The sequence below is a fragment of the Qipengyuania triglochinis genome (genome assembly GCF_054655615.1).
The window spans coordinates 67,966-85,966 of record NZ_BAAHND010000002.1; the positions used below are offsets into that span (position 1 = coordinate 67,966).

The window sequence follows — 18,001 nt, forward strand, 5'->3', positions numbered from 1 at the left end:
GTGCCTGGTCCTATGCGTTTCATCCGCGCGCAGGCAAGCCCGCGTTGCGCAATGCGCGATGCGCTTCGCCGATGGAATGCTGGCCGAAATGGAAGATCGAGGCTGCGAGCACGGCGCTGGCATGGCCCTGTGTCACGCCCTCCACCAGATGGTCGAGCGTGCCCACCCCGCCGCTGGCGATGACGGGGACCGAAACGCTGTCGGCAATCGCGCGGGTCAGTTCGAGGTCGTAACCCTGCTTGGTCCCGTCGCCATCCATCGAGGTGACGAGCAATTCGCCTGCACCAAGGTCGGCGAGCCTCTGCGCGTGCTCGACCGCATCGATCCCGGTCGGCTTGCGGCCGCCATGGGTATAGATTTCCCACCCGCGAAAGCCCTCGCCCTCGGTGCGGGCGCGTGCATCAACGCTGGCGACTACGCACTGGCTGCCGAATTTCTCCGCGATTTCACGAACCAGTTCGGGCCGCGACACGGCAGCGGAATTGACCGCGACCTTGTCCGCGCCAGCGAGCAAGAGCGCACGTGCATCCTCGACACTGCGCACCCCGCCGCCGACAGTCAGCGGCATGAAGCACACCGCCGCCGTGCGCCGCACCATGTCGAGCAGCGTCCCGCGTCCTTCATGGCTGGCCGAAATGTCGAGGAAGCACAGCTCGTCCGCCCCGGCGCGGTCATAGGCCTGCGCCTGTTCGACCGGATCGCCTGCATCCTGAAGATCGACGAAATTGACCCCCTTCACCACGCGCCCGTCACGCACATCGAGGCAGGGAATGACACGGATTCGGACGGTCATCGTGCAATCCTTTCGCGAGTCATTGCGAGAAGCGGCAGGCGACGCGGCAATCCATGGCGCACCGCTCTGGATTGCTTCGCCAGGCTCGCAATGACGGTGTGATCGTGGGTCACGCCCGCGCCGCCATCGCCAGCGCCGCGGCCAAATCCAGCCGCCCGTCGTAGAGCGCACGGCCCGTAATCACACCTTCGATGCCGTCATTCGCATGCAGCGAGAGGACATGAATGTCGTCCAGGCCCTTCACCCCGCCGCTGGCGATCACGGGAATATCCACCTGCCGCGCAAGTTCCACCGTCGCATCGAGGTTCACACCCTTGAGCAATCCGTCGCGCCCGATGTCGGTGAAGAGCAGCGCGGCAACGCCTGCATCCTCGAACCGGCGGGCGAGGTCGACCACGGGCACATCGGACACTTCCGCCCAGCCTTCGGTCGCCACCATGCCATCCTTGGCGTCGACCGCCACCACGATACCGCCTTCGAATTCGCGCGCCATATCCTTGACGAATTCGGGATCTTTTAAGGCCGCCGAGCCCATGACGATGCGCGAAACGCCGGCATCGAACCAGCCTTCCACGTCCTCGCGCTTGCGAATGCCGCCGCCAAGCTGGATGTGGCCCGGAAAGGCCGCGACGATGCTTTCCACCGCCTCGCGGTTCTGCGCCGACCCGGCGAAGGATCCATCCAGATCGACGACATGAAGATGCTCCGCACCGGCATCGGCAAACAGGGTCGCCTGCGCGGCGGGGTTGTCACCATAGACGGTGGCGCGGTCCATATCGCCTTCGGCAAGGCGCACGACCTGGCCGCCCTTGAGGTCGATGGCAGGAAAGACGATCATCGTTTCGGTCCGCTGTTTTTCGTCGAAAGGGTAATGTTCACGGGCGCCATTCGAGGAACCTCTCCATCAGCTGCAGCCCGAAGCTCTGGCTCTTTTCCGGGTGGAACTGGACGCCGAGCATGTTGTCGCGGCCCACGGCGGCCACCAGCCCGCCGCCATGGTCCGTCATCGCGAGCACATCGCGCGGCTGATCGGCGTGGAAATGATAGGAATGGAGGAAATAGGCCTCGCCTTCCTCCAGCAATTCATGGTCTTTCGCATGCGGCGTCAGCGCCACGTCGTTCCAGCCCATATGCGGCACCTTCACCGAAGGGTCGGTCGGTTCGATCAGCCGGACCTCGCCCCCGATCCAGTCGAGCCCCGGCGTCACCCCATGCTCCAGCCCGCGCGTGGCAAGCAATTGCATGCCCACGCAAATGCCGAGAAACGGCGCACCGCCAACAAGCACCCGCTCGCTCATGGCCTCGATCACACCCGCTTCCGCGCGCAATCCGGCGGCGCAGGCGTTGAAGCTACCCACGCCCGGCAAGACGATCCGATCGGCGGCGCGCAGCACATCGGGGTCTGCCGTAACGGTTACGTCCGCGCCCACACGCCGCAGCGCGTTTTCCACCGAATGCAGATTGCCCGCTCCGTAATCGACGAGTGCGACGATCTCGGCCATCAGCCCTTCAAGCCTTCGAGGCCCGGCGCGACAAAGCTCGGGCTGAATTCGATCACCTCCACGGTCGCAACGCCGCCCTTTACGAAGGGATCGGCAGCGGCCAGTTTTTCGGCCGTCTCGGGGTCGGGGGCATGCGCCATGATCAGCCCGCCTTCGCGCGGAACCTTGCGTCCCCAGGCGACGAAATGGCCCGCCTCGTGCTGGGCTTTCAGCCATGCGACATGGTCGGACATCAGCGCATCCACCTCGTCCAGCGGCGCGGTGTATTTGAGGGAGAATACGAACATCGCCGATCAGCCTCCCAACTGGCCCTTGGTGCTGGGCACCGCGCCACCCTTGCGCGGATCGATTTCCACCGCTGCGCGCAGGGCGCGGGCGAAGCCCTTGTAGACCGCTTCGCAAATGTGGTGGTTGTTGGTGCCGTACAGCAATTCGACATGCAGCGTCAGCCCGCAGGTCTGTGCCACCGAATGGAACCAGTGTTCGATCAGCTCGGTGTCCCATTCACCCAGCTTTTCCTGGCTGAAACCGGCGCGCCAGACGAAATAGGGGCGTCCGGAAATATCCAGGGCAATGCGCGCCAGCGTCTCGTCCATCGGGGAATAGGCGCTGCCGTAACGGGCGATCCCGCCCTTGTCGCCCAGCGCCTGTGCCAGCGCCTGGCCCAGCGCCAGCGCGCTGTCTTCGGTGGTGTGATGCTGGTCGACATGCAGATCGCCATCGACCTTCATCGTGATGTCGATCAGCGAATGCTTGGCCACCTGTTCGACCATGTGATCGAGAAACCCGATCCCGGTAGCGATGTCATAAGTGCCGGTCCCGTCGAGATTGACCTCGACCAGGATTTTCGTTTCGGCGGTGTTTCGTTCGATACGGCCTGTTCGCATAGGCCCTGCCTATAGGCGCGGGCGCGACCGGCGCAAGGAATTGCGGCTTTCGACAGGGTAAAGGTGGCCTTAAACCGCTTGACCCGCGCCCCTGCCCGCTCCACCTAGGCGCACATGAGCGACGAAACGCCCGATAGCCTGATCCCTTACGACTCCATCGTCCAGGAGGCACTGCGTGCCGTGGTCGGCAGGGTGCTGAGCGAGATCGAAGATGGCGGCAGCGAACTGCCCGGTGCGCACCACTTCTATATCACCTTCAAGACGCATGCCCCCGGCGTGACCATTCCGGCCCAGCTGCGCGAACGTTTTCCCGACGAGATGACGATCGTCCTGCAGAACAAATTCTGGGACCTCAATGTTCGGGAAGACGGCTTTTCGGTCGGCCTGTCCTTCAACCAGATCCCGGCTGCGCTCGACATTCCCTATTCCGCGATCACCCAGTTCGTCGATCCGGCGGTCGATTTCGGCCTCCAGTTCCAGGCAACCGTGGCCGACATGGCCCCCGCCCCGACCGACGAAGCCGGCAATGACGAGGAACAGTCCGACGCCGCGCCCGTTGAAGGTGCGGAAGACGGCTCGAATGTCGTCACGGTCGACTTCGGCCGAAAGAACTAGCCACGGCGCCTTGGGCCCCGTGCGAAAGACAGGGGCAGCCATGGGATTTTCCAGTAAAGAGAAACCGAACCACCTGACCGACCGGGTGAGTGACGCAATCGACGGCGCGAAGAGCGACGCGGCGGGCAAGAACACGATCCCCGGCCCCAGCCCGAACCCTTCGACCAACGTCATTATTCATGACATTCTGCTGCGCAGTGCGGGGCGCCTGACGCGCCAGACGCTCGAAAAGGCTCTGCTGGGCCGCCAGTACGGCAGCAAGTTCGCCAAGGATGTCGTCGAGAACCGTTCGCTCGTACAGACCCTTGCGGCTTACGGCGTGACCAAGGTCGCGACGAAATCCGTGCCGGGCGCCCTGCTTGTCGGTGCGGGCCTGTTCGCCAAGACCCTGTTCGATCGCAGCCAGTCGCGCAGGCAATCGCGCCGGAGCGGTGAAAAGGCGCTGCGCAAGCAGTCCAAGGGCGAAACCGCAGTCTGAAACTGCATTATGCGGGGTTGATTCCGCATAGGGCGATGCGCCACTAGCGGGCATGGCCGATTCCGAAGAAATCCACGACAATGCGCTCGCACGGCGCGGGGTAATGTTCATCCTCTCCTCGCCCAGCGGGGCAGGGAAGACGACCATCAGCCGCATGCTGCTGGATGCCGATCCGGATATCAAGCTGTCGGTCAGCGTCACCACGCGCCCACCACGCCCGGGCGAAGTGGACGGTGTGCATTATTATTTCGTCAGCGATGCCGAATTCGACCGGCTGGTGGAAGAAGACGATTTCTACGAATGGGCGCCGGTCTTCGGCCACCGCTATGGGACACCCAAGGGCCGCATCCGCAATGCCTTGAAAGAAGGACAGGATTTCCTGTTCGACATCGACTGGCAGGGCACGCAGCAGCTTTACCAGAAGGACCAGCAGGACGTGGTCCGCGTGTTCATCCTGCCGCCCAGCATCGCTGCACTCGAACAGCGCCTGCGCGGCCGGGGGACCGATACCGACGAGGTGATCGCGGCCCGCATGGAACGCGCGCGAAGCGAGATCAGCCACTGGGACGCCTATGATTACGTGGTGATCAACGAAGATGCGGGCGAATGCTTCGCCAAGGTGCGCGAAATCCTAGATGCCGAGAGGATGAAGCGCCAGCGGCAGACCGGCCTCATCCCCTTCGTCCGCGAATTGATGAGCTGATCGTGACCGAGGGGGTGGATCAGCTGACCGATCGCGAACGTGAGGTGCTGCGTCTTCTCCTTGCCGGACATACTGCCAAATCGGCCGCGAGCGAGCTCGATCTGTCGGTCCATACCGTCAACGACTATCTGCGCGAGGCCCGCAAGAAACTCGGGGTGTCGAGCAGCCGCGAAGCCGCAAGAATCTTGGGGGAGCAGGAGGCGAAGGCCCCCCAACCCCACCTCCAAACGCCCCCTCAAAACCATGCACCCCAGCAAATGGGGATGGGCGCAGCGCGCGCCGCCACCGATACTCCGATGCCATCAGCAACCCCGGCGGGACGAAATTATGTCCCCTGGATCATAGGAGTTATCGCCATGCTTACCGTAGCCATCGCCGCCGCCCTTCTTTTCTCCAGTGCCGGAGGTTCCGATGCCGGACAGGCGCAGGCAGAAGAACGCCAAGTCGAAAGCATCGCAAGCGAGAATTCAGCGGCAGAGAAAGCCGCCCGTGATTGGATAGGCCTGATCGATGCGGGCAAATATGCCGAGAGCTGGGCCGAAGCGGGTCCGATGTTCAAATCCGCCGTTACACCCGACGCGTGGACCGCGCAGGCCGAACCCGTGCGCAAGCCGCTGGGCAAGATGCTGACCCGCACCGTTTCATCCATGCAGGCATCTACCACCCTGCCGGGAATGCCCGAAGGCGATTACCGGATGATCGTCTTCACCACCGAATATGCCGATGCCGGGCAAGCGAGCGAAACTGTCGTGATGAGCAAAGACGCGGGCCGCTGGGGCGTCATCGGATATTTTATCCGCTGACCAGCCTGAGCTGGCCGAACCACAGGGGCCGCTGGCATAAGGTCAGCGGCCCTTTTTCGCGTGCCAGCCGCGGATCATGAAGGACTGGAAAAACGGTACCGGGCTGGCGAAGCTCGCCTGCTCCCACAAACCCTCGGTTTCTCGCGGCGATACGACGGACAGCGTCTCGCGCAGAACCGTGGGCAGATTGGCAAGCGCGTCCGGGGTTGCCCCCATCAGGGAATGAACCTGCTTCCAGTCTTCGAGCATCGCGGGAAAATGGGACGCATCGAGATCAGCGCTGATCTCCGCGCTGAGGAATGTGCCGCCCACCCGCAATCGGTCATGGACCGCGCTGTAGAAGGCGCCGCGCTCTTCCAGCCTCACGAAATGGGCGACCAGCAGGCTGACCACGGCATCGAAATCGCCAGCGTCCACATCTTCGACATAGCCTTCGACCAATGTGCACCGATCGAGCAGCCCAGCCTCCGCCATACGCCGGCGGCCCACTTCCAGCATTTCACCCGAAGGATCGACACCGGTAAAGGTCCAGCCAGGAAAGTGGGAGGCGAGCGCAAGGATATCGACTCCGGTCCCCACGCCCACGCAGAGGATGCGCGCGTCAGCCGGAAGGTCGTTCATCGTCAGCCGCATCAGGAAATGCAGGTTGTTCGAAATATCGCTGAGGCCGCTGTTACGCTTGTCATAGCGTTCCGCCATGTCGCGCGTGAAGAAATCCGTGGTCTTGGTGGAAGCCTGTTCTGTCATTGATACAAAGTATCATCGCCAGCCGGATATGTCTTCCACCAATAGTCTGGCGCCATAAAAAAGGCCCCGCCTTGCAGCGGAGCCTTCCTGTTTTCACCTGTCGCTTCGCGCAGACCGGCTCGCGCTCACTCTCCCGAAGGATCGACGAAGCTGGTCGACATATTGGCATTCACCACGCCGCCGTCGATCGCCAGCGTCGTGCCCACGACATAATCGCCTGCGCGGCTGAGCAGATAGATCGCGCCGCCGGCCATATCCTCGGTATCGCCCACGCGCTGGCTGGGGATGCCCTTCTTCACGGCTTCCTCGTGATCGCGCGCGGCGCGGTTCATGGCGCTGGGGAAAGCCCCCGGGCCGATGCCGTTGACCACGATATTGTCGCGGATCAGTTCGGCCGCCATGCGGCGCGTCAAATGGATTAGCCCGGCCTTCGACGCCTGATAGGGATAGGTCGGCCAGGGGTTGGTCTTCATCCCGTCGATGCTGGCTATCATCAGCACCTTGGCGGGGCGGTCCTTGGTGCCGGCCTTCTTCAGCAGCGGGAACAGCTTCTGCGTCAGGAAGAACGGCGTCTTCACATTGAGGTCCATCGTGCGGTGCCAGCCCGCCTCGCTGAATTCCTCGAACGGTTCGCCCCAAGCGGCCCCGGCATTGTTCACGAGGATGTCGAGCTTGTCCTCGCGCTTGGCGATTTCATCCGCCAGCTGCTGGATGCCGTCCATCTGGCTGAGATCGCCGACCAGGCCGACGACCTTATCGCCCAGTTCACTGGCGGTTTCATCCACCTGTTCCTGCTTGCGGGCGACGATGTAGACGCGCTCGGCCCCTGCAGCGAGCAGGCCTTCCACGATCATACGCCCGATCCCGCGGCTGCCACCCGTGACCAGCGCGACGCGGCCTTCGAGGCCGAAGAGGTCCTTGAGATTCATCATTTCTCTGCTTCCTTCATGTCGTCATTGCGAGGAGCCGCAGGCAATGCGTCAATCCACCTTCGGCGGTCGAGATTACCGCGAACCCCGCCGATGGATTGCTTCGCTACGCTCGCAATGACGAGATGCTTCAATCAATAGCCGCTGAGGTCGGCCACCCGGCCCGCGTGGTAATACTGGTCGCCGAGGAATTCCTGCAGCGCCCGGTCGCGTTTCATATAGAGGCCGATGTCGTATTCGTCGGTCATGCCGATGCCGCCATGCATCTGCACGCCTTCCTTCACCGCAAGGCCAGCCGCCTTGGCCACCTTGGCCTTGGCAACCGAGACCATCAGATCGGCCTTGTCGCTGCCGCCATCGAGCAGCTGCGCCGCCTTGATGGTGACAGCGCGAGCAATCTCGACTTCGGAATAGAGATGCGCGGCACGGTGCTGCAGCGCCTGGAATTCGCCGATCAGCTTGCCGAACTGCTTGCGCTGCTTGAGGTAATCGACGGTCATGTCCATCGCGCCCTGCGCCACGCCCACGCCTTCGGCTGCCGCACCGACGCGGCCAGCCTTCAGCATGGCGTTCAGCACTTCGCGGCCACCGTCGACTTCGCCGATCACGGCATCGCCATCGAGCTCCACACCGTCGAAGGTGATGTGGCTGGCCATCGAACTGTCGACCAGCCGCACGCTGTCATGGCTCATGCCGTTGGCGTCCTGCGGCACGGCGAACAGGGTGATGCCGTCTTCGTCACTGTCGCTGCCCGAAGTGCGCGCGGCGACGACGATCATCTCTGACGATGCGCCATAGACCACGAAATCCTTCTTGCCCGACAGCTTGAAGCCATTGCCCGATCTTTCCGCCTTGCAGGCAATCGTTTCGGGGCGATGCTTGGGCCCTTCATCGATTGCGACGGCATAGACCTTCTCGCCTTCGATCAGGCCCGGCAGCCAGCGGCCGCGCGTGTCATCGCTGCCATGCTTCAGCGCCGTGGCGGCAAGTACGGAGGAGGACAGGAAGGGCGAAGGCGTCAGGTTGCGGCCGATATTCTCGAGCACGATGCCTGCTTCGACATGGCCCATGCCAAGCCCACCGTCGTCTTCATCCACCAGCATGCCGGTGAAGCCCATTTCGGCGAACTGCTTCCACAGACCGTGGCCAAAGCCGTCCTTGCAATTGCGGTCGCGCCAGTGGCGCAGCTGTTTCGCAATCGCGCCTTCTTCGGCCATGAACTGCTGTGCGGTTTCGGCCAGCATCGTCTGGTCGTCGTCGTAATAAAGGGGCATCGATCAGGCTCCCGGAAGGTCGAGGATACGTTTCGAGATGACGTTGAGCATGACTTCGCTCGTGCCGCCCTCGATCGAATTGGCCTTGGTGCGCAGCCAGCTGCGGGCAGTCTTGCCGCCGTTGCTTTCCTCGCTTTCCCATTCCAGCGCCATCGTGCCGCCTGCCGCCATCAGCAGTTCGTGGCGGCGCTTGTTTAGCTCGGTCCCGGCATATTTCAGCATATTGGGCTGGGCGGGATGGCCCTTCTTCGCCTTCAGCTCGTCCATGAACTTCTCGCTCATGGCGGTGAAGGACAGCGCATCGACATCGAACATCGCCATTTCCGCGCGCAGCACGGGGTCGAGCGTGCCCTGACGCGCGGTTACCGCGCCGAGCGAGGACGCCCGGTCGCCGCCGCCGGTGCCCGAAATCATCTCGCGCTCATGGCCCAGCAGATATTTCGCCACGTCCCAGCCGCGATTGATCTCGCCGACATAGGCGGGAATGTCTTCGCCATAGGATTTGGGCACCTTCACATCGTCCATGAAGGTTTCGCAGAACGGGCTGTTGCCGGAAATCAGCTTGATCGGCTTGGTCGAAACGCCATCGCCCGCCATGTCGAACAGCATGAAAGTGATGCCCTGGTACTTGTTCTCCTTGTCCGTGCGGACGAGGCAGAATATCCAGTCGGCTTCATCGGCATAGGAGGTCCAGATCTTCTGGCCATTGACGATCCAGTGATCGCCCTTGTCTTCGCCATAGGTCTGCATCGACACGAGGTCCGATCCCGAACCCGGTTCGGAATAGCCCTGGCACCAGCGGATCTTGCCGTCGGCGATTTCATTGAGGAAGCGCTTCTTCTGGCCTTCGGTGCCGAAGTGCAGCAGCGCCGGGCCGAGCATCCAGATACCGAAGCTGGAAAGCGGCGGGCGCGCATTGATACGGGCCATTTCCTGGCGCAGGATCTTGCCTTCCGCCGGGCTGAGGCCGCCGCCGCCATATTCCTTGGGCCATTCGGGCACGGTATAGCCCTTCTCGCGGCAGGCTTCGAACCACGCCTTCTGCGCATCGTTCTTGAAGCTGGCATTGCGGCCGCCCCAATATACATCGCCTTCGTCGCGGACGGGTTTGCGCATTTCAGGGGGGCAATTCGCTTCGAGCCATTCGCGCGTTTCAGCGCGGAAGCTTTCCAGATCGGACATGACCGACTCCTCTCTCCATTATTCTCACTTGACGTTTACGTTAGGGTGATTCGCAAGGCATCCGCAAGGGCTATGACGGCGAAGCGCCATGCCGTAGCGTCAGTCCGAAGCCGCGGAGAGGTTGCGCTTGATGCGGCGGCAAATCGGGGCCAAGGCCGCAAGCCATGGCGTTCGTTCAAGGGCCTCTTCCCCAGCGGCTGAAGATCATCCACGGCTTCGGCGCGGTGGCCTTCGGTGTCAAAGACCTGGGCTTCAGCTTCTTCCTGCTGATCTTCTACAACCAGGTGCTGGGCATGGATGCGCGGCTGGTCAGCTTTGCCCTGCTGATCGCGCTGTTCGTCGACGCGCTGATCGATCCGATCATCGGCAACCTGTCGGACCGCACCTATACCAAATGGGGCCGGCGCCTACCCTGGCTCTACATCGCGCCGGTGCCGCTGGCGCTGCTGTGGGCCCTGCTGTGGCACCCGCCCGGCGGAGAAGCGCCGAGCTTTGCCGGACTGGTGGCGATCGCCATCGGGGTGCGCGTGCTGCTGTCCGCCTGCGAGGTGCCATCGATCAGCCTCGTGCCCGAAATCACGCAGGACTATGACGAGCGTACCACGCTGTTCCGCTATCGCTTCCTGTTCGGCTGGGTCGGCGGCATCGTGATGATGGTGCTGGCCTATACGGTATTCATGTCCGGCCCCGAAGGGCTGCTGACGCGCGACGGCTATTTCGGCTTCGGCATATTCGGCGCGGTGCTGATGATGCTGTCGGTCGCGGGATCGGCGCTGGGCCAGCACCGGCTGGTTGCGCGCTGGCCCGACCGGCGCCCGCCGCCTTTCTCCGTGCGGACTACCTTCGACGAAATCTTCGATGCCTTCTCGGAAAAGAGCTTCCTGATCTTCGGCGCAGGCGCGCTGGCGGCATATGTCAATCAGGGCATGACCTTTTCGATCGCCAATTACCTCAACGTCTTCGTGTGGCAGCTGGACCGGCCGCTGTTCGCAGGCGCGCCCGACTGGTTCACCGGCCTGCTCGGCTATGCCGCCAGCCTGTTCCTGTCGGTCGTGCTGATGTTCCTGATCGTTGGCCATATGCACCGTGCCTTCGGCAAGGCGAAAAGCGCGGTCATTGGGGCCTTTGGCAGCGTGACCCTGGGCCTTGCGCCCTATGCGCTGTTCCTGGCCGGGATCTGGCCCGAAGCGGGCACTACGGCATCCACGCTGACCTTCCTCGCCATGCTGCTGTTCGCCAATATGTTCGGCGTGGTGATGATGATCTCGGCCACATCGATGATCGCGGAAATCGTGGAGGCGTTCGAGGAACGCGCCAATCGCCGGGCGGAAGCCGCCTTCTATTCGGGCAATTGGCTGATCCAGAAATGCGCCACCGGCGTGGGCATCTTCCTGACCGGTCAGATCGTGGCGATTTCGCAGCTGCCCGGCGGTGCCCGCGCGGCCGATGTCGACCCCGCAATTCTGGCCGACATGATCGTCTATTACGGAGTCGCCACCGTGATGCTCGCAATGGTCGCGGCATACTGGCTCGGGCGCTTTCCGATCAGCCGCGAAGAGCATGAGGCGCGGCTGGTGACACTGGAGAAACGCCGCCGCGATGCACTTGACGCTGCGGCACGGGGGGATGTCGACGCCGGCACGCTTGTTCCTTGAAGAAAGCGCTTGGCGCAGGGTCGTTTCCTATGCCAGTTTCCCGGCCAAACGGACAAAAGAGAGAGGATTACCACGATGGATTTCGAACCGACCGAACGGCAAACCTACTGGCGCGACCGGGTCAGGAACTTCATCGAGGATCACGTCCGCCCGGCGGTCCCCACCTACCGTGAACAGGATGCGGAGGGCGAGCGTTGGAAGGTGATCCAGGTGGTCGAGGATCTGAAGGCCAAGGCCAAGGATCAGGGCATCTGGAACCTGTTCATGCCGCCGCGCAACGACAGCCATCACCATGTCGACGAGACCTTCGAATTCGAAGGCCCGGGCCTCACCAATCTCGAATATGCGCTATGCGCCGAGGAAATGGGCCGCATCGGTTTTGCATCCGAAGTCTTCAACTGTTCCGCGCCCGACACGGGCAATATGGAAGTCTTCCATCGCTATGGCACGCGCGAACAGAAGGACGAATGGCTCGAACCGCTGATGAACGGCAAGGTCCGGTCGGCCTTCCTGATGACCGAACCCTTCACCGCCAGTTCGGATGCGACCAATATCGAAACCCGCATCGAACGCGATGGCGATGAATATGTGATCAACGGCCGCAAATGGTGGTCTTCGGGCGTGGGCGATCCGCGCTGCAAGGTCGCCATCGTGATGGGCAAGACCGATTTCGAAGCGCAGCGCCACGCGCAGCAATCGATGATCCTGATGCCGATGGATGCGCCGGGCGTCACCATCCTGCGCCACCTGCCGGTGTTCGGTTATGACGATGCGCCCCACGGCCACATGGAAGTGGAACTGAAGGACGTCCGCGTGCCGGTCACCAACATGCTGCTGGGCGAAGGCCGCGGCTTCGAGATCGCGCAGGGGCGCCTCGGCCCGGGCCGTATCCACCACTGCATGCGCACCATCGGCGTGGCGGAAGAAGCGCTGGCCAAGATGTGCCGCCGCCTGCAGGAACGCGAAGCCTTCGGCAAGCCGATCTACAAGCATTCGGTCTGGGAAGAACGCGTGGCCCGCGCCCGTATCGACATCGACATGACCCGCCTGCTCTGCCTGAAAGCGGCCGACATGATGGACAAGGTCGGCAACAAGAGCGCGAAGCAGGAAATCGCCATGATCAAGGTGCAGGCGCCCAACATGGCGTTGAAGATCATCGACGATGCGATCCAGGCGCATGGCGGCGGCGGCGTGTCCGACGATTACGGTCTTGCCAATGCCTACGCCCACCAGCGCACGCTGCGGCTGGCCGACGGTCCGGACGAAGTCCACGCCCGGTCCATCGCGCGCATGGAATTCGCCAAGCACACCCCGCAGGAAAGCCAGACGGCCAATGCCCTGCGCGGCGGCAATGCCCATTCGGCCAGCGCGGGCAGCGCATCGGCCGGCATGAGCAGCGGCGACGTGGGCGCTACGCGGTAAGCCCATGCGCTAGGTATTGCGCAACATCACAAGCCGTTCGTGCTGAGCCTGTCGAAGCACAGCCCTTCTTCTTGGGCGCGGCGCCGGAAGTGAAGGACTGCCCTTCGACAGGCTCAGGGCAAACGGAGATTGGCGTATGGCAAAGGCAGCAATTCTGGAGCAGGTGGGAAGCCTCACCATCGGCGAGGTCGAACTGGCCGAACCAGGCCCGCACGAAGTCCTGATCGATACCAAGGCGTGCGGCCTGTGCCATTCGGACCTGCACTTCATCGACGGTGCCTATCCGCACCCGCTGCCCGCCATTCCCGGCCATGAAGCCGCGGGCGTGGTCCGGGCCGTGGGCAGCGAGGTGAAGACGGTGAAGCCGGGCGATCACGTGGTCACCTGCCTGTCCGCCTTCTGCGGGCACTGCGAATTCTGCGTCACCGGCCAGATGGCGCTGTGCGTCAGCAAGGAGGTGCGCCGCGACCAGACGCAGGCCCCGCGCATCAAGCGCAAGGGCAGCGACGAGACGGTGGCGCAAATGCTCAACCTGTCGTCCTTCTGCGAACAGATGCTGATCCACGAACATGCCTGCGTCGCGATCGACAAGGACATGCCGCTGGACCGCGCCGCTATCATCGGCTGCGCGGTGACCACTGGTGCTGGCGCGGTGTTCAACGCCTGTTCGGTCGTGCCGGGCGAAGCGGTGGCCGTGATCGGCTGCGGCGGGGTGGGCCTGGCCGCGATCAACGCGGCCCGGATCACCGGCGCGGGCAAGGTCATCGCCATCGACCCCCTGCCCGAAAAACGCGCATTGGCGGAATCGCTCGGCGCCACGCACACGGTCGATGCCATGGCCGACGATGCGGTGGAACAGGTGATGAAGATCACCGGCGGCGGCGTGCATCACGCGATCGAGGCGGTCGGGCGGCAGGCCAGCGCGGACCTTGCCGTGAAGATCCTGCGGCGCGGCGGTACGGCCACGATCCTCGGCATGATGCCGCTGGATTGCAAGGTCGGCCTCGGCGCGATGGACCTGCTCGCCAGCAAGAAGCTGCAGGGCGCGATCATGGGCAACAACCGCTTCCCGGTGGACCTGCCGCGGCTGGTCGATTTCTACATGCGCGGCCTGCTCGATCTTGACACCATCATTGCCGAGCGCATCCCGCTGGAACAGATCAACGAAGGCTTCGAGAAGATGAAGCAGGGCACATCGGCGCGCAGCGTGATCGTGTTCGACTGAGCGGGAAATTCGGGCCTGTCCTACACGGGATCGGTGCGATAAGCCCTGATCCTGAAGAGCGGATCGGGGCGGCCCATGTTGGATTGCGGAAGTTGACAATCATGCCCGGGATGTCACGCCGAAAACGGCGAAGTTCCGTGCCTGGGCGGCCAGGGCAAAGTTTTTCGAAAAGGGTGGGTCGGTGTCACAGGCCCACCGCAAAACGGGATAGGACGGCATGAGCGATATCGATTTCGACAAGGAAATGGTCGGCACGATCGAGGTGCCCGAAAAGGACCAGATGGATCTGGACGCGCTGACCGCGTGGTTCACCGCCCATGTCGACGGCTTCGAAGGCCCGATCTCCTACACCAAGTTCAAGGGCGGCCAGTCCAACCCCACTTACCGGATCGATACGCCGGGCGGCAGCTATGTGCTGCGCCGCCAGCCGTTCGGCAAGCTGCTGCCCAGCGCCCATGCGGTGGACCGCGAATATCAGGCCATGCACGCGCTCGGCCCCACCGGCTTCCCCGTGCCCAGGACCTATGGCCTGTGCGAGGATCCCGACGTGATCGGCTCCAAGTTCTTCGTCATGGGGCTGGCCGACGGGCGCAGCTTGTGGAACGGCGCGCTGCCCAACAATACGCCTGCGGAACGGCGCGAAATCTACAACGCCATGATCGACACCATGGCCGATCTCCACCTGCGTAATCCCGACGAAATCGGCCTTGGCGATTACGGCAAATCCACCGATTATTGTGCCCGCCAGATCGCGCGCTGGTCCAAGCAGTACAAGCTGTCCGAAACAGAGCATATGCCCAAGATGGAGCGGCTGATCGAATGGCTGCCCCAGACCATTCCGGCGCAGCATGAAAGCAGCGTGGTTCACGGCGATTACCGCCTCGACAATCTGATCTTCCACAAGGACGAGAACAAGGTCCTCGCCGTGCTCGACTGGGAACTGTCGACGCTGGGCGATCCGATCGCCGATTTCAGCTATCTCATGCTTAACTGGCACAATCCCGCCGATGGGCGTGCGGGGATCATGGATCTCGATCTCGATAAACTCGGCATTCCGACGCAGGACGAAGCGGTGGATCGCTATGTCGCGCGCACCGGCTATCCCGTGCCGCCGATGGACTGGTACTTCTCCTACAACCTCTTCCGGCTGGCGGGCATCATTCAGGGCATCAAGAAACGCGTGATCGACGGCACCGCATCCAGCGCCCACGCCAAGGCGATGAGCGAACGGGTCGGCCCGCTGGTCGACCGCGCCTATGACTTCGCCGTCGCCGCGGGGATGGACTAGCGCGCGCACGCTGCTAACGCGCTGGGCAATTCAAACGGAGATTACGAATGAGCGCCGACCTTGCAAGCCGCATCGAAGCCGCGTGGGAAGACCGCGCCAATGTCACCCCGCAATCGGGCGATGTGCGCGAAGCGGTCGATGCGGCGCTGGGCATGCTCGACAGCGGTGAAGGCCGCGTGGCCGAACCCGATGGCAAGGGGGGCTGGACGGTCAACCAGTGGCTGAAGAAAGCCGTGCTCTTGTCCTTCCGCCTCAACGATAACCGCGTGATGGAAGGCGGCAGCGCCGGCCATCCCGCCTTCGACAAGGTGCCCAGCAAGTTCGCCGGTTGGGATGATCCGAAATTCCGCGAAGCCGGTTTCCGCGTCGTGCCGGGCGCCGTGGCCCGCGAAGGCGCTTACATCGCGCCGGGCTGCGTGCTGATGCCAAGCTTCGTCAACATCGGCGCCTATGTCGGCAAGGGGACCATGGTCGATACCTTCGCCAGCATCGGCTCCTGCGCCCAGATCGGAGAGAATTGCCATATCTCTGCCGGTGCGGGGATCGGCGGCGTGCTCGAACCGATGCAGGCCAACCCGACCATCATCGGCGACAATTGCTTCATCGGCGCGCGTAGCGAAATCGTGGAAGGCGTAATCGTGGGCGAAGGCTGCGTGGTCTCGATGGGTGTCTTCATTACCCAGTCGACCAAGATCGTCTATCGCGACACGGGCGAAGTCATTCGCGGCCATCTGCCGCCGTTCTCGGTCGTCGTGCCCGGCACCATGCCCGGCAAGGATGGCGGCCCCGGCCTGGCCTGCGCGGTCATCGTCAAGACGGTGGATGCGCAGACCCGCGAAAAGACCGGCATCAACGAACTCTTGCGCGATTGATCGGGTGATCTGAAGGGGGAACATTCCCCGCCAAGGCGCGTAAACCCTGCGATAGACACACGTAGGGAGGTTTCCTTGGATAATAATAACGGTCACGTACACATCGATGAAGAAGACGTCAGCGGCGGCTCGAAGGAAGGCGTGGTACGCTGGATCCTGCTCGGCGGCCTCGTTCTGGCCGTCCTGTTGCTTTCGATCGTCTGGATCATTCCCGCGATGACCCAAGGCGATGTCGAGGAAGAAGCCACCGTCAGCGGCGAAATCCGTTCGATGGAAGATGATGGCGAAAGCACCGACAGCATCGTCGGCGTGCCCAGCGAAACCGACAATGATTACGACACCGTCGGCACCACCGAAGACAAGGATACCCGCGAAGACGGCATCCAGGTGATCGAGAACTAAGCTGCCACGGTAAGCTGCACCATAAGGAGAGTTCGCATGAGCAATTCCAACAGTTTCCAGACCGGCCAATATGTCGAATGGAATTGGGGAAACGGCAAGGGCAAGGGTCAGATCAAGGACCGCTTCGAGCGCGAGGTCACGCGAACTCTCCAAGGCAGCGAAGTCACCAAGGACGGTGACGAGGACAACCCCGCCTATCTGATCAAGCAGGAAGACGGGGACGAAGTCCTCAAGCGCGGTTCCGAACTGTCGGCGCAGAACTGATGGCCAAGGCGAAAAGCAAGGCGCAGCAAAAGGCTGCCGGAGCGGCCCTTTCCGCCAAGCGCGGAGAGACCAAGCTGGGCGATCTGCAGGGTGCATCTAAGCAGATGTACGACAGCATGAGCGAGGAAGAGCTGGACGAGATGGCCTCGACCGATCGCTCCGACCTGCCCGAAACTTCGGACGACGACTGATGGACGCCGACAAAAAGGATGAGGTTTACTCCGACTTCTATGACTGCGTGAACATGCAGCCAAAAGAACTCGAAGAATGGCTCGACACCGATAAGTCCAAGTCTGTCGGCGATAGCGACGGATCGGAAAGCACCGGCCACAAGTCCGGCCGCCGCATCGTCGAGATCAAGAACACCAAGAAGGCCGATCTGACCGACAGCCAGTACGAACACATGCAGAAGGTGGTCGGCTATATTCATCGCCACCTCGCGCAGAAGCCCTCGGGCGATATCGAGGACAGCGACTGGCGCTACAGCCTGATGAACTGGGGGCACGACCCTCTCGACTGATGGCAGGCCCCGATCCTCTCGACCATTTCGTCAAGGCGCAGGACGGCGGAACCTACGAGCAGGCGCTGGAGGAAATTGGCGAAGGCGAGAAGAAGAGCCACTGGATGTGGTTCATCTTCCCCCAGATCGAAGGCCTCGGCAAAAGCGCCAAGGCGAAGAAATACGCCCTCGCCGATCTGGACGAGGCGCAGATGTATTGCGAGCACGAGGAACTCGGCCCGCGTCTGTTCGAAGCGACCGAAGCCATGCTCGAATGGGCCGGCACGATGAGCGCGGAGGACATCCTCGGCGACATCGATGCGCTGAAATTCCGCAGTTCCATGACGCTGTTCGAAGCCGCTTGTGACGACGAGGACTCGCAAGTCTTCGCCGACGCACTCGAAGCTTTCTTCGACGGGGAACGCTGCCCGCTGACAGTGGACCGGATGTAAGCGGGAAAC

The 18,001-nt window shown here is 62.7% G+C and carries 23 protein-coding genes; 14 read left to right on the plus strand and 9 right to left on the minus strand.

What is annotated here, in order from left to right; all coding sequences use genetic code 11:
• Positions 1 to 19: 19 nt before the first annotated feature.
• The 5 genes from hisF to hisB form a co-directional block, all read right to left on the minus strand.
• Complete coding sequence (hisF, locus tag ACYQ0G_RS06430; protein ID WP_460100842.1) at positions 20 to 793, minus strand: imidazole glycerol phosphate synthase subunit HisF; 774 nt, start codon at positions 791 to 793, stop codon at positions 20 to 22.
• Positions 794 to 902: 109 nt separating this feature from the next.
• Positions 903 to 1,631, minus strand: coding sequence for a 1-(5-phosphoribosyl)-5-[(5-phosphoribosylamino)methylideneamino]imidazole-4-carboxamide isomerase (gene hisA / locus ACYQ0G_RS06435; RefSeq protein WP_460100844.1), 729 nt, complete (start codon positions 1,629 to 1,631; stop codon positions 903 to 905).
• A 37-nt stretch (positions 1,632 to 1,668) separates the two neighbouring features.
• Positions 1,669 to 2,295, minus strand: a complete 627-nt coding sequence (gene hisH / locus ACYQ0G_RS06440; protein ID WP_460100847.1) for an imidazole glycerol phosphate synthase subunit HisH — start codon at positions 2,293 to 2,295, stop codon at positions 1,669 to 1,671.
• Positions 2,295 to 2,582: a YciI family protein gene (locus tag ACYQ0G_RS06445; protein WP_460100850.1), complete on the minus strand. Its 288-nt coding sequence runs from the start codon at positions 2,580 to 2,582 to the stop codon at positions 2,295 to 2,297. The genes hisH and ACYQ0G_RS06445 overlap by 1 nt, the downstream gene beginning before the upstream one ends.
• A 6-nt stretch (positions 2,583 to 2,588) precedes the next feature.
• On the minus strand, positions 2,589 to 3,182 hold the full coding sequence (gene hisB, locus ACYQ0G_RS06450) for an imidazoleglycerol-phosphate dehydratase HisB (protein WP_460100853.1): 594 nt from the start codon (positions 3,180 to 3,182) through the stop codon (positions 2,589 to 2,591).
• A 114-nt stretch (positions 3,183 to 3,296) separates the two neighbouring features.
• On the opposite strand from hisB, the gene ACYQ0G_RS06455 reads away from it, so the two are divergent.
• From ACYQ0G_RS06455 to ACYQ0G_RS06470, 4 genes are read left to right on the plus strand one after another with little or no spacing between them, the layout of a single operon-like run.
• On the plus strand, positions 3,297 to 3,797 hold the full coding sequence (locus tag ACYQ0G_RS06455) for an SspB family protein (RefSeq protein ID WP_460100855.1): 501 nt from the start codon (positions 3,297 to 3,299) through the stop codon (positions 3,795 to 3,797).
• Positions 3,798 to 3,837: 40 nt separating this feature from the next.
• On the plus strand, positions 3,838 to 4,275 hold the full coding sequence (locus ACYQ0G_RS06460) for a hypothetical protein (RefSeq protein WP_460100857.1): 438 nt from the start codon (positions 3,838 to 3,840) through the stop codon (positions 4,273 to 4,275).
• Between the two features lie 52 nt (positions 4,276 to 4,327).
• Positions 4,328 to 4,978 (plus strand): guanylate kinase, encoded by a 651-nt coding sequence (gene gmk / locus ACYQ0G_RS06465; protein WP_460100859.1) that lies wholly within the window; start codon positions 4,328 to 4,330, stop codon positions 4,976 to 4,978.
• A gap of 2 nt (positions 4,979 to 4,980) precedes the next feature.
• Positions 4,981 to 5,781, plus strand: coding sequence for a helix-turn-helix domain-containing protein (locus ACYQ0G_RS06470; RefSeq protein ID WP_460100862.1), 801 nt, complete (start codon positions 4,981 to 4,983; stop codon positions 5,779 to 5,781).
• Between the two features lie 42 nt (positions 5,782 to 5,823).
• On the opposite strand, the gene ACYQ0G_RS06475 is transcribed toward ACYQ0G_RS06470, so the two are convergent.
• The 4 genes from ACYQ0G_RS06475 to ACYQ0G_RS06490 all read right to left on the minus strand — a co-directional run bounded on the left by ACYQ0G_RS06475 (position 5,824) and on the right by ACYQ0G_RS06490 (position 9,913).
• Positions 5,824 to 6,528 (minus strand): class I SAM-dependent methyltransferase, encoded by a 705-nt coding sequence (locus ACYQ0G_RS06475; protein WP_460100864.1) that lies wholly within the window; start codon positions 6,526 to 6,528, stop codon positions 5,824 to 5,826.
• Positions 6,529 to 6,653: 125 nt separating this feature from the next.
• Positions 6,654 to 7,457 (minus strand): SDR family NAD(P)-dependent oxidoreductase, encoded by an 804-nt coding sequence (locus ACYQ0G_RS06480; RefSeq protein ID WP_460102786.1) that lies wholly within the window; start codon positions 7,455 to 7,457, stop codon positions 6,654 to 6,656.
• A gap of 134 nt (positions 7,458 to 7,591) precedes the next feature.
• The gene (locus tag ACYQ0G_RS06485; RefSeq protein WP_460100866.1) at positions 7,592 to 8,731 is read right to left on the minus strand and encodes an acyl-CoA dehydrogenase family protein; all 1,140 of its coding nucleotides are present in this window, start codon (positions 8,729 to 8,731) and stop codon (positions 7,592 to 7,594) included.
• A gap of 3 nt (positions 8,732 to 8,734) precedes the next feature.
• Positions 8,735 to 9,913 carry an acyl-CoA dehydrogenase family protein gene (locus tag ACYQ0G_RS06490; protein WP_460100869.1) on the minus strand — a complete coding sequence of 393 codons (1,179 nt, stop codon included), beginning with the start codon at positions 9,911 to 9,913 and terminating at the stop codon, positions 8,735 to 8,737.
• Between the two features lie 164 nt (positions 9,914 to 10,077).
• Between ACYQ0G_RS06490 and ACYQ0G_RS06495 the strand changes: the two genes are divergently transcribed.
• The 10 genes from ACYQ0G_RS06495 (at position 10,078) to ACYQ0G_RS06540 (ending at position 17,992) form a co-directional block, all read left to right on the plus strand.
• Positions 10,078 to 11,568 (plus strand): MFS transporter, encoded by a 1,491-nt coding sequence (locus ACYQ0G_RS06495; RefSeq protein WP_460100872.1) that lies wholly within the window; start codon positions 10,078 to 10,080, stop codon positions 11,566 to 11,568.
• A 75-nt stretch (positions 11,569 to 11,643) separates the two neighbouring features.
• Positions 11,644 to 12,990, plus strand: a complete 1,347-nt coding sequence (locus tag ACYQ0G_RS06500; RefSeq protein ID WP_460100874.1) for an acyl-CoA dehydrogenase family protein — start codon at positions 11,644 to 11,646, stop codon at positions 12,988 to 12,990.
• 136 nt (positions 12,991 to 13,126) lie between these two features.
• Positions 13,127 to 14,215, plus strand: coding sequence for a Zn-dependent alcohol dehydrogenase (locus ACYQ0G_RS06505; RefSeq protein WP_460100876.1), 1,089 nt, complete (start codon positions 13,127 to 13,129; stop codon positions 14,213 to 14,215).
• A gap of 217 nt (positions 14,216 to 14,432) precedes the next feature.
• Positions 14,433 to 15,503, plus strand: a complete 1,071-nt coding sequence (locus ACYQ0G_RS06510; protein WP_460100878.1) for a phosphotransferase family protein — start codon at positions 14,433 to 14,435, stop codon at positions 15,501 to 15,503.
• A gap of 47 nt (positions 15,504 to 15,550) precedes the next feature.
• Positions 15,551 to 16,375, plus strand: a complete 825-nt coding sequence (dapD, locus tag ACYQ0G_RS06515; RefSeq protein WP_460100881.1) for a 2,3,4,5-tetrahydropyridine-2,6-dicarboxylate N-succinyltransferase — start codon at positions 15,551 to 15,553, stop codon at positions 16,373 to 16,375.
• Between the two features lie 75 nt (positions 16,376 to 16,450).
• On the plus strand, positions 16,451 to 16,777 hold the full coding sequence (locus tag ACYQ0G_RS06520; RefSeq protein ID WP_460100884.1) for a hypothetical protein: 327 nt from the start codon (positions 16,451 to 16,453) through the stop codon (positions 16,775 to 16,777).
• Positions 16,778 to 16,813: 36 nt separating this feature from the next.
• Positions 16,814 to 17,041, plus strand: a complete 228-nt coding sequence (locus ACYQ0G_RS06525; protein ID WP_460100887.1) for a hypervirulence associated TUDOR domain-containing protein — start codon at positions 16,814 to 16,816, stop codon at positions 17,039 to 17,041.
• The gene (locus ACYQ0G_RS06530; protein ID WP_460100890.1) at positions 17,041 to 17,232 is read left to right on the plus strand and encodes a DUF3008 family protein; all 192 of its coding nucleotides are present in this window, start codon (positions 17,041 to 17,043) and stop codon (positions 17,230 to 17,232) included. The genes ACYQ0G_RS06525 and ACYQ0G_RS06530 overlap by 1 nt, the downstream gene beginning before the upstream one ends.
• Positions 17,232 to 17,561 (plus strand): DUF3140 domain-containing protein, encoded by a 330-nt coding sequence (locus tag ACYQ0G_RS06535; RefSeq protein ID WP_460100893.1) that lies wholly within the window; start codon positions 17,232 to 17,234, stop codon positions 17,559 to 17,561. Before ACYQ0G_RS06530 ends, ACYQ0G_RS06535 begins: the two co-directional genes overlap by 1 nt.
• On the plus strand, positions 17,561 to 17,992 hold the full coding sequence (locus tag ACYQ0G_RS06540) for a DUF1810 domain-containing protein (protein WP_460100896.1): 432 nt from the start codon (positions 17,561 to 17,563) through the stop codon (positions 17,990 to 17,992). The genes ACYQ0G_RS06535 and ACYQ0G_RS06540 overlap by 1 nt, the downstream gene beginning before the upstream one ends.
• The last annotated feature ends 9 nt before the right edge of the window (positions 17,993 to 18,001 follow it).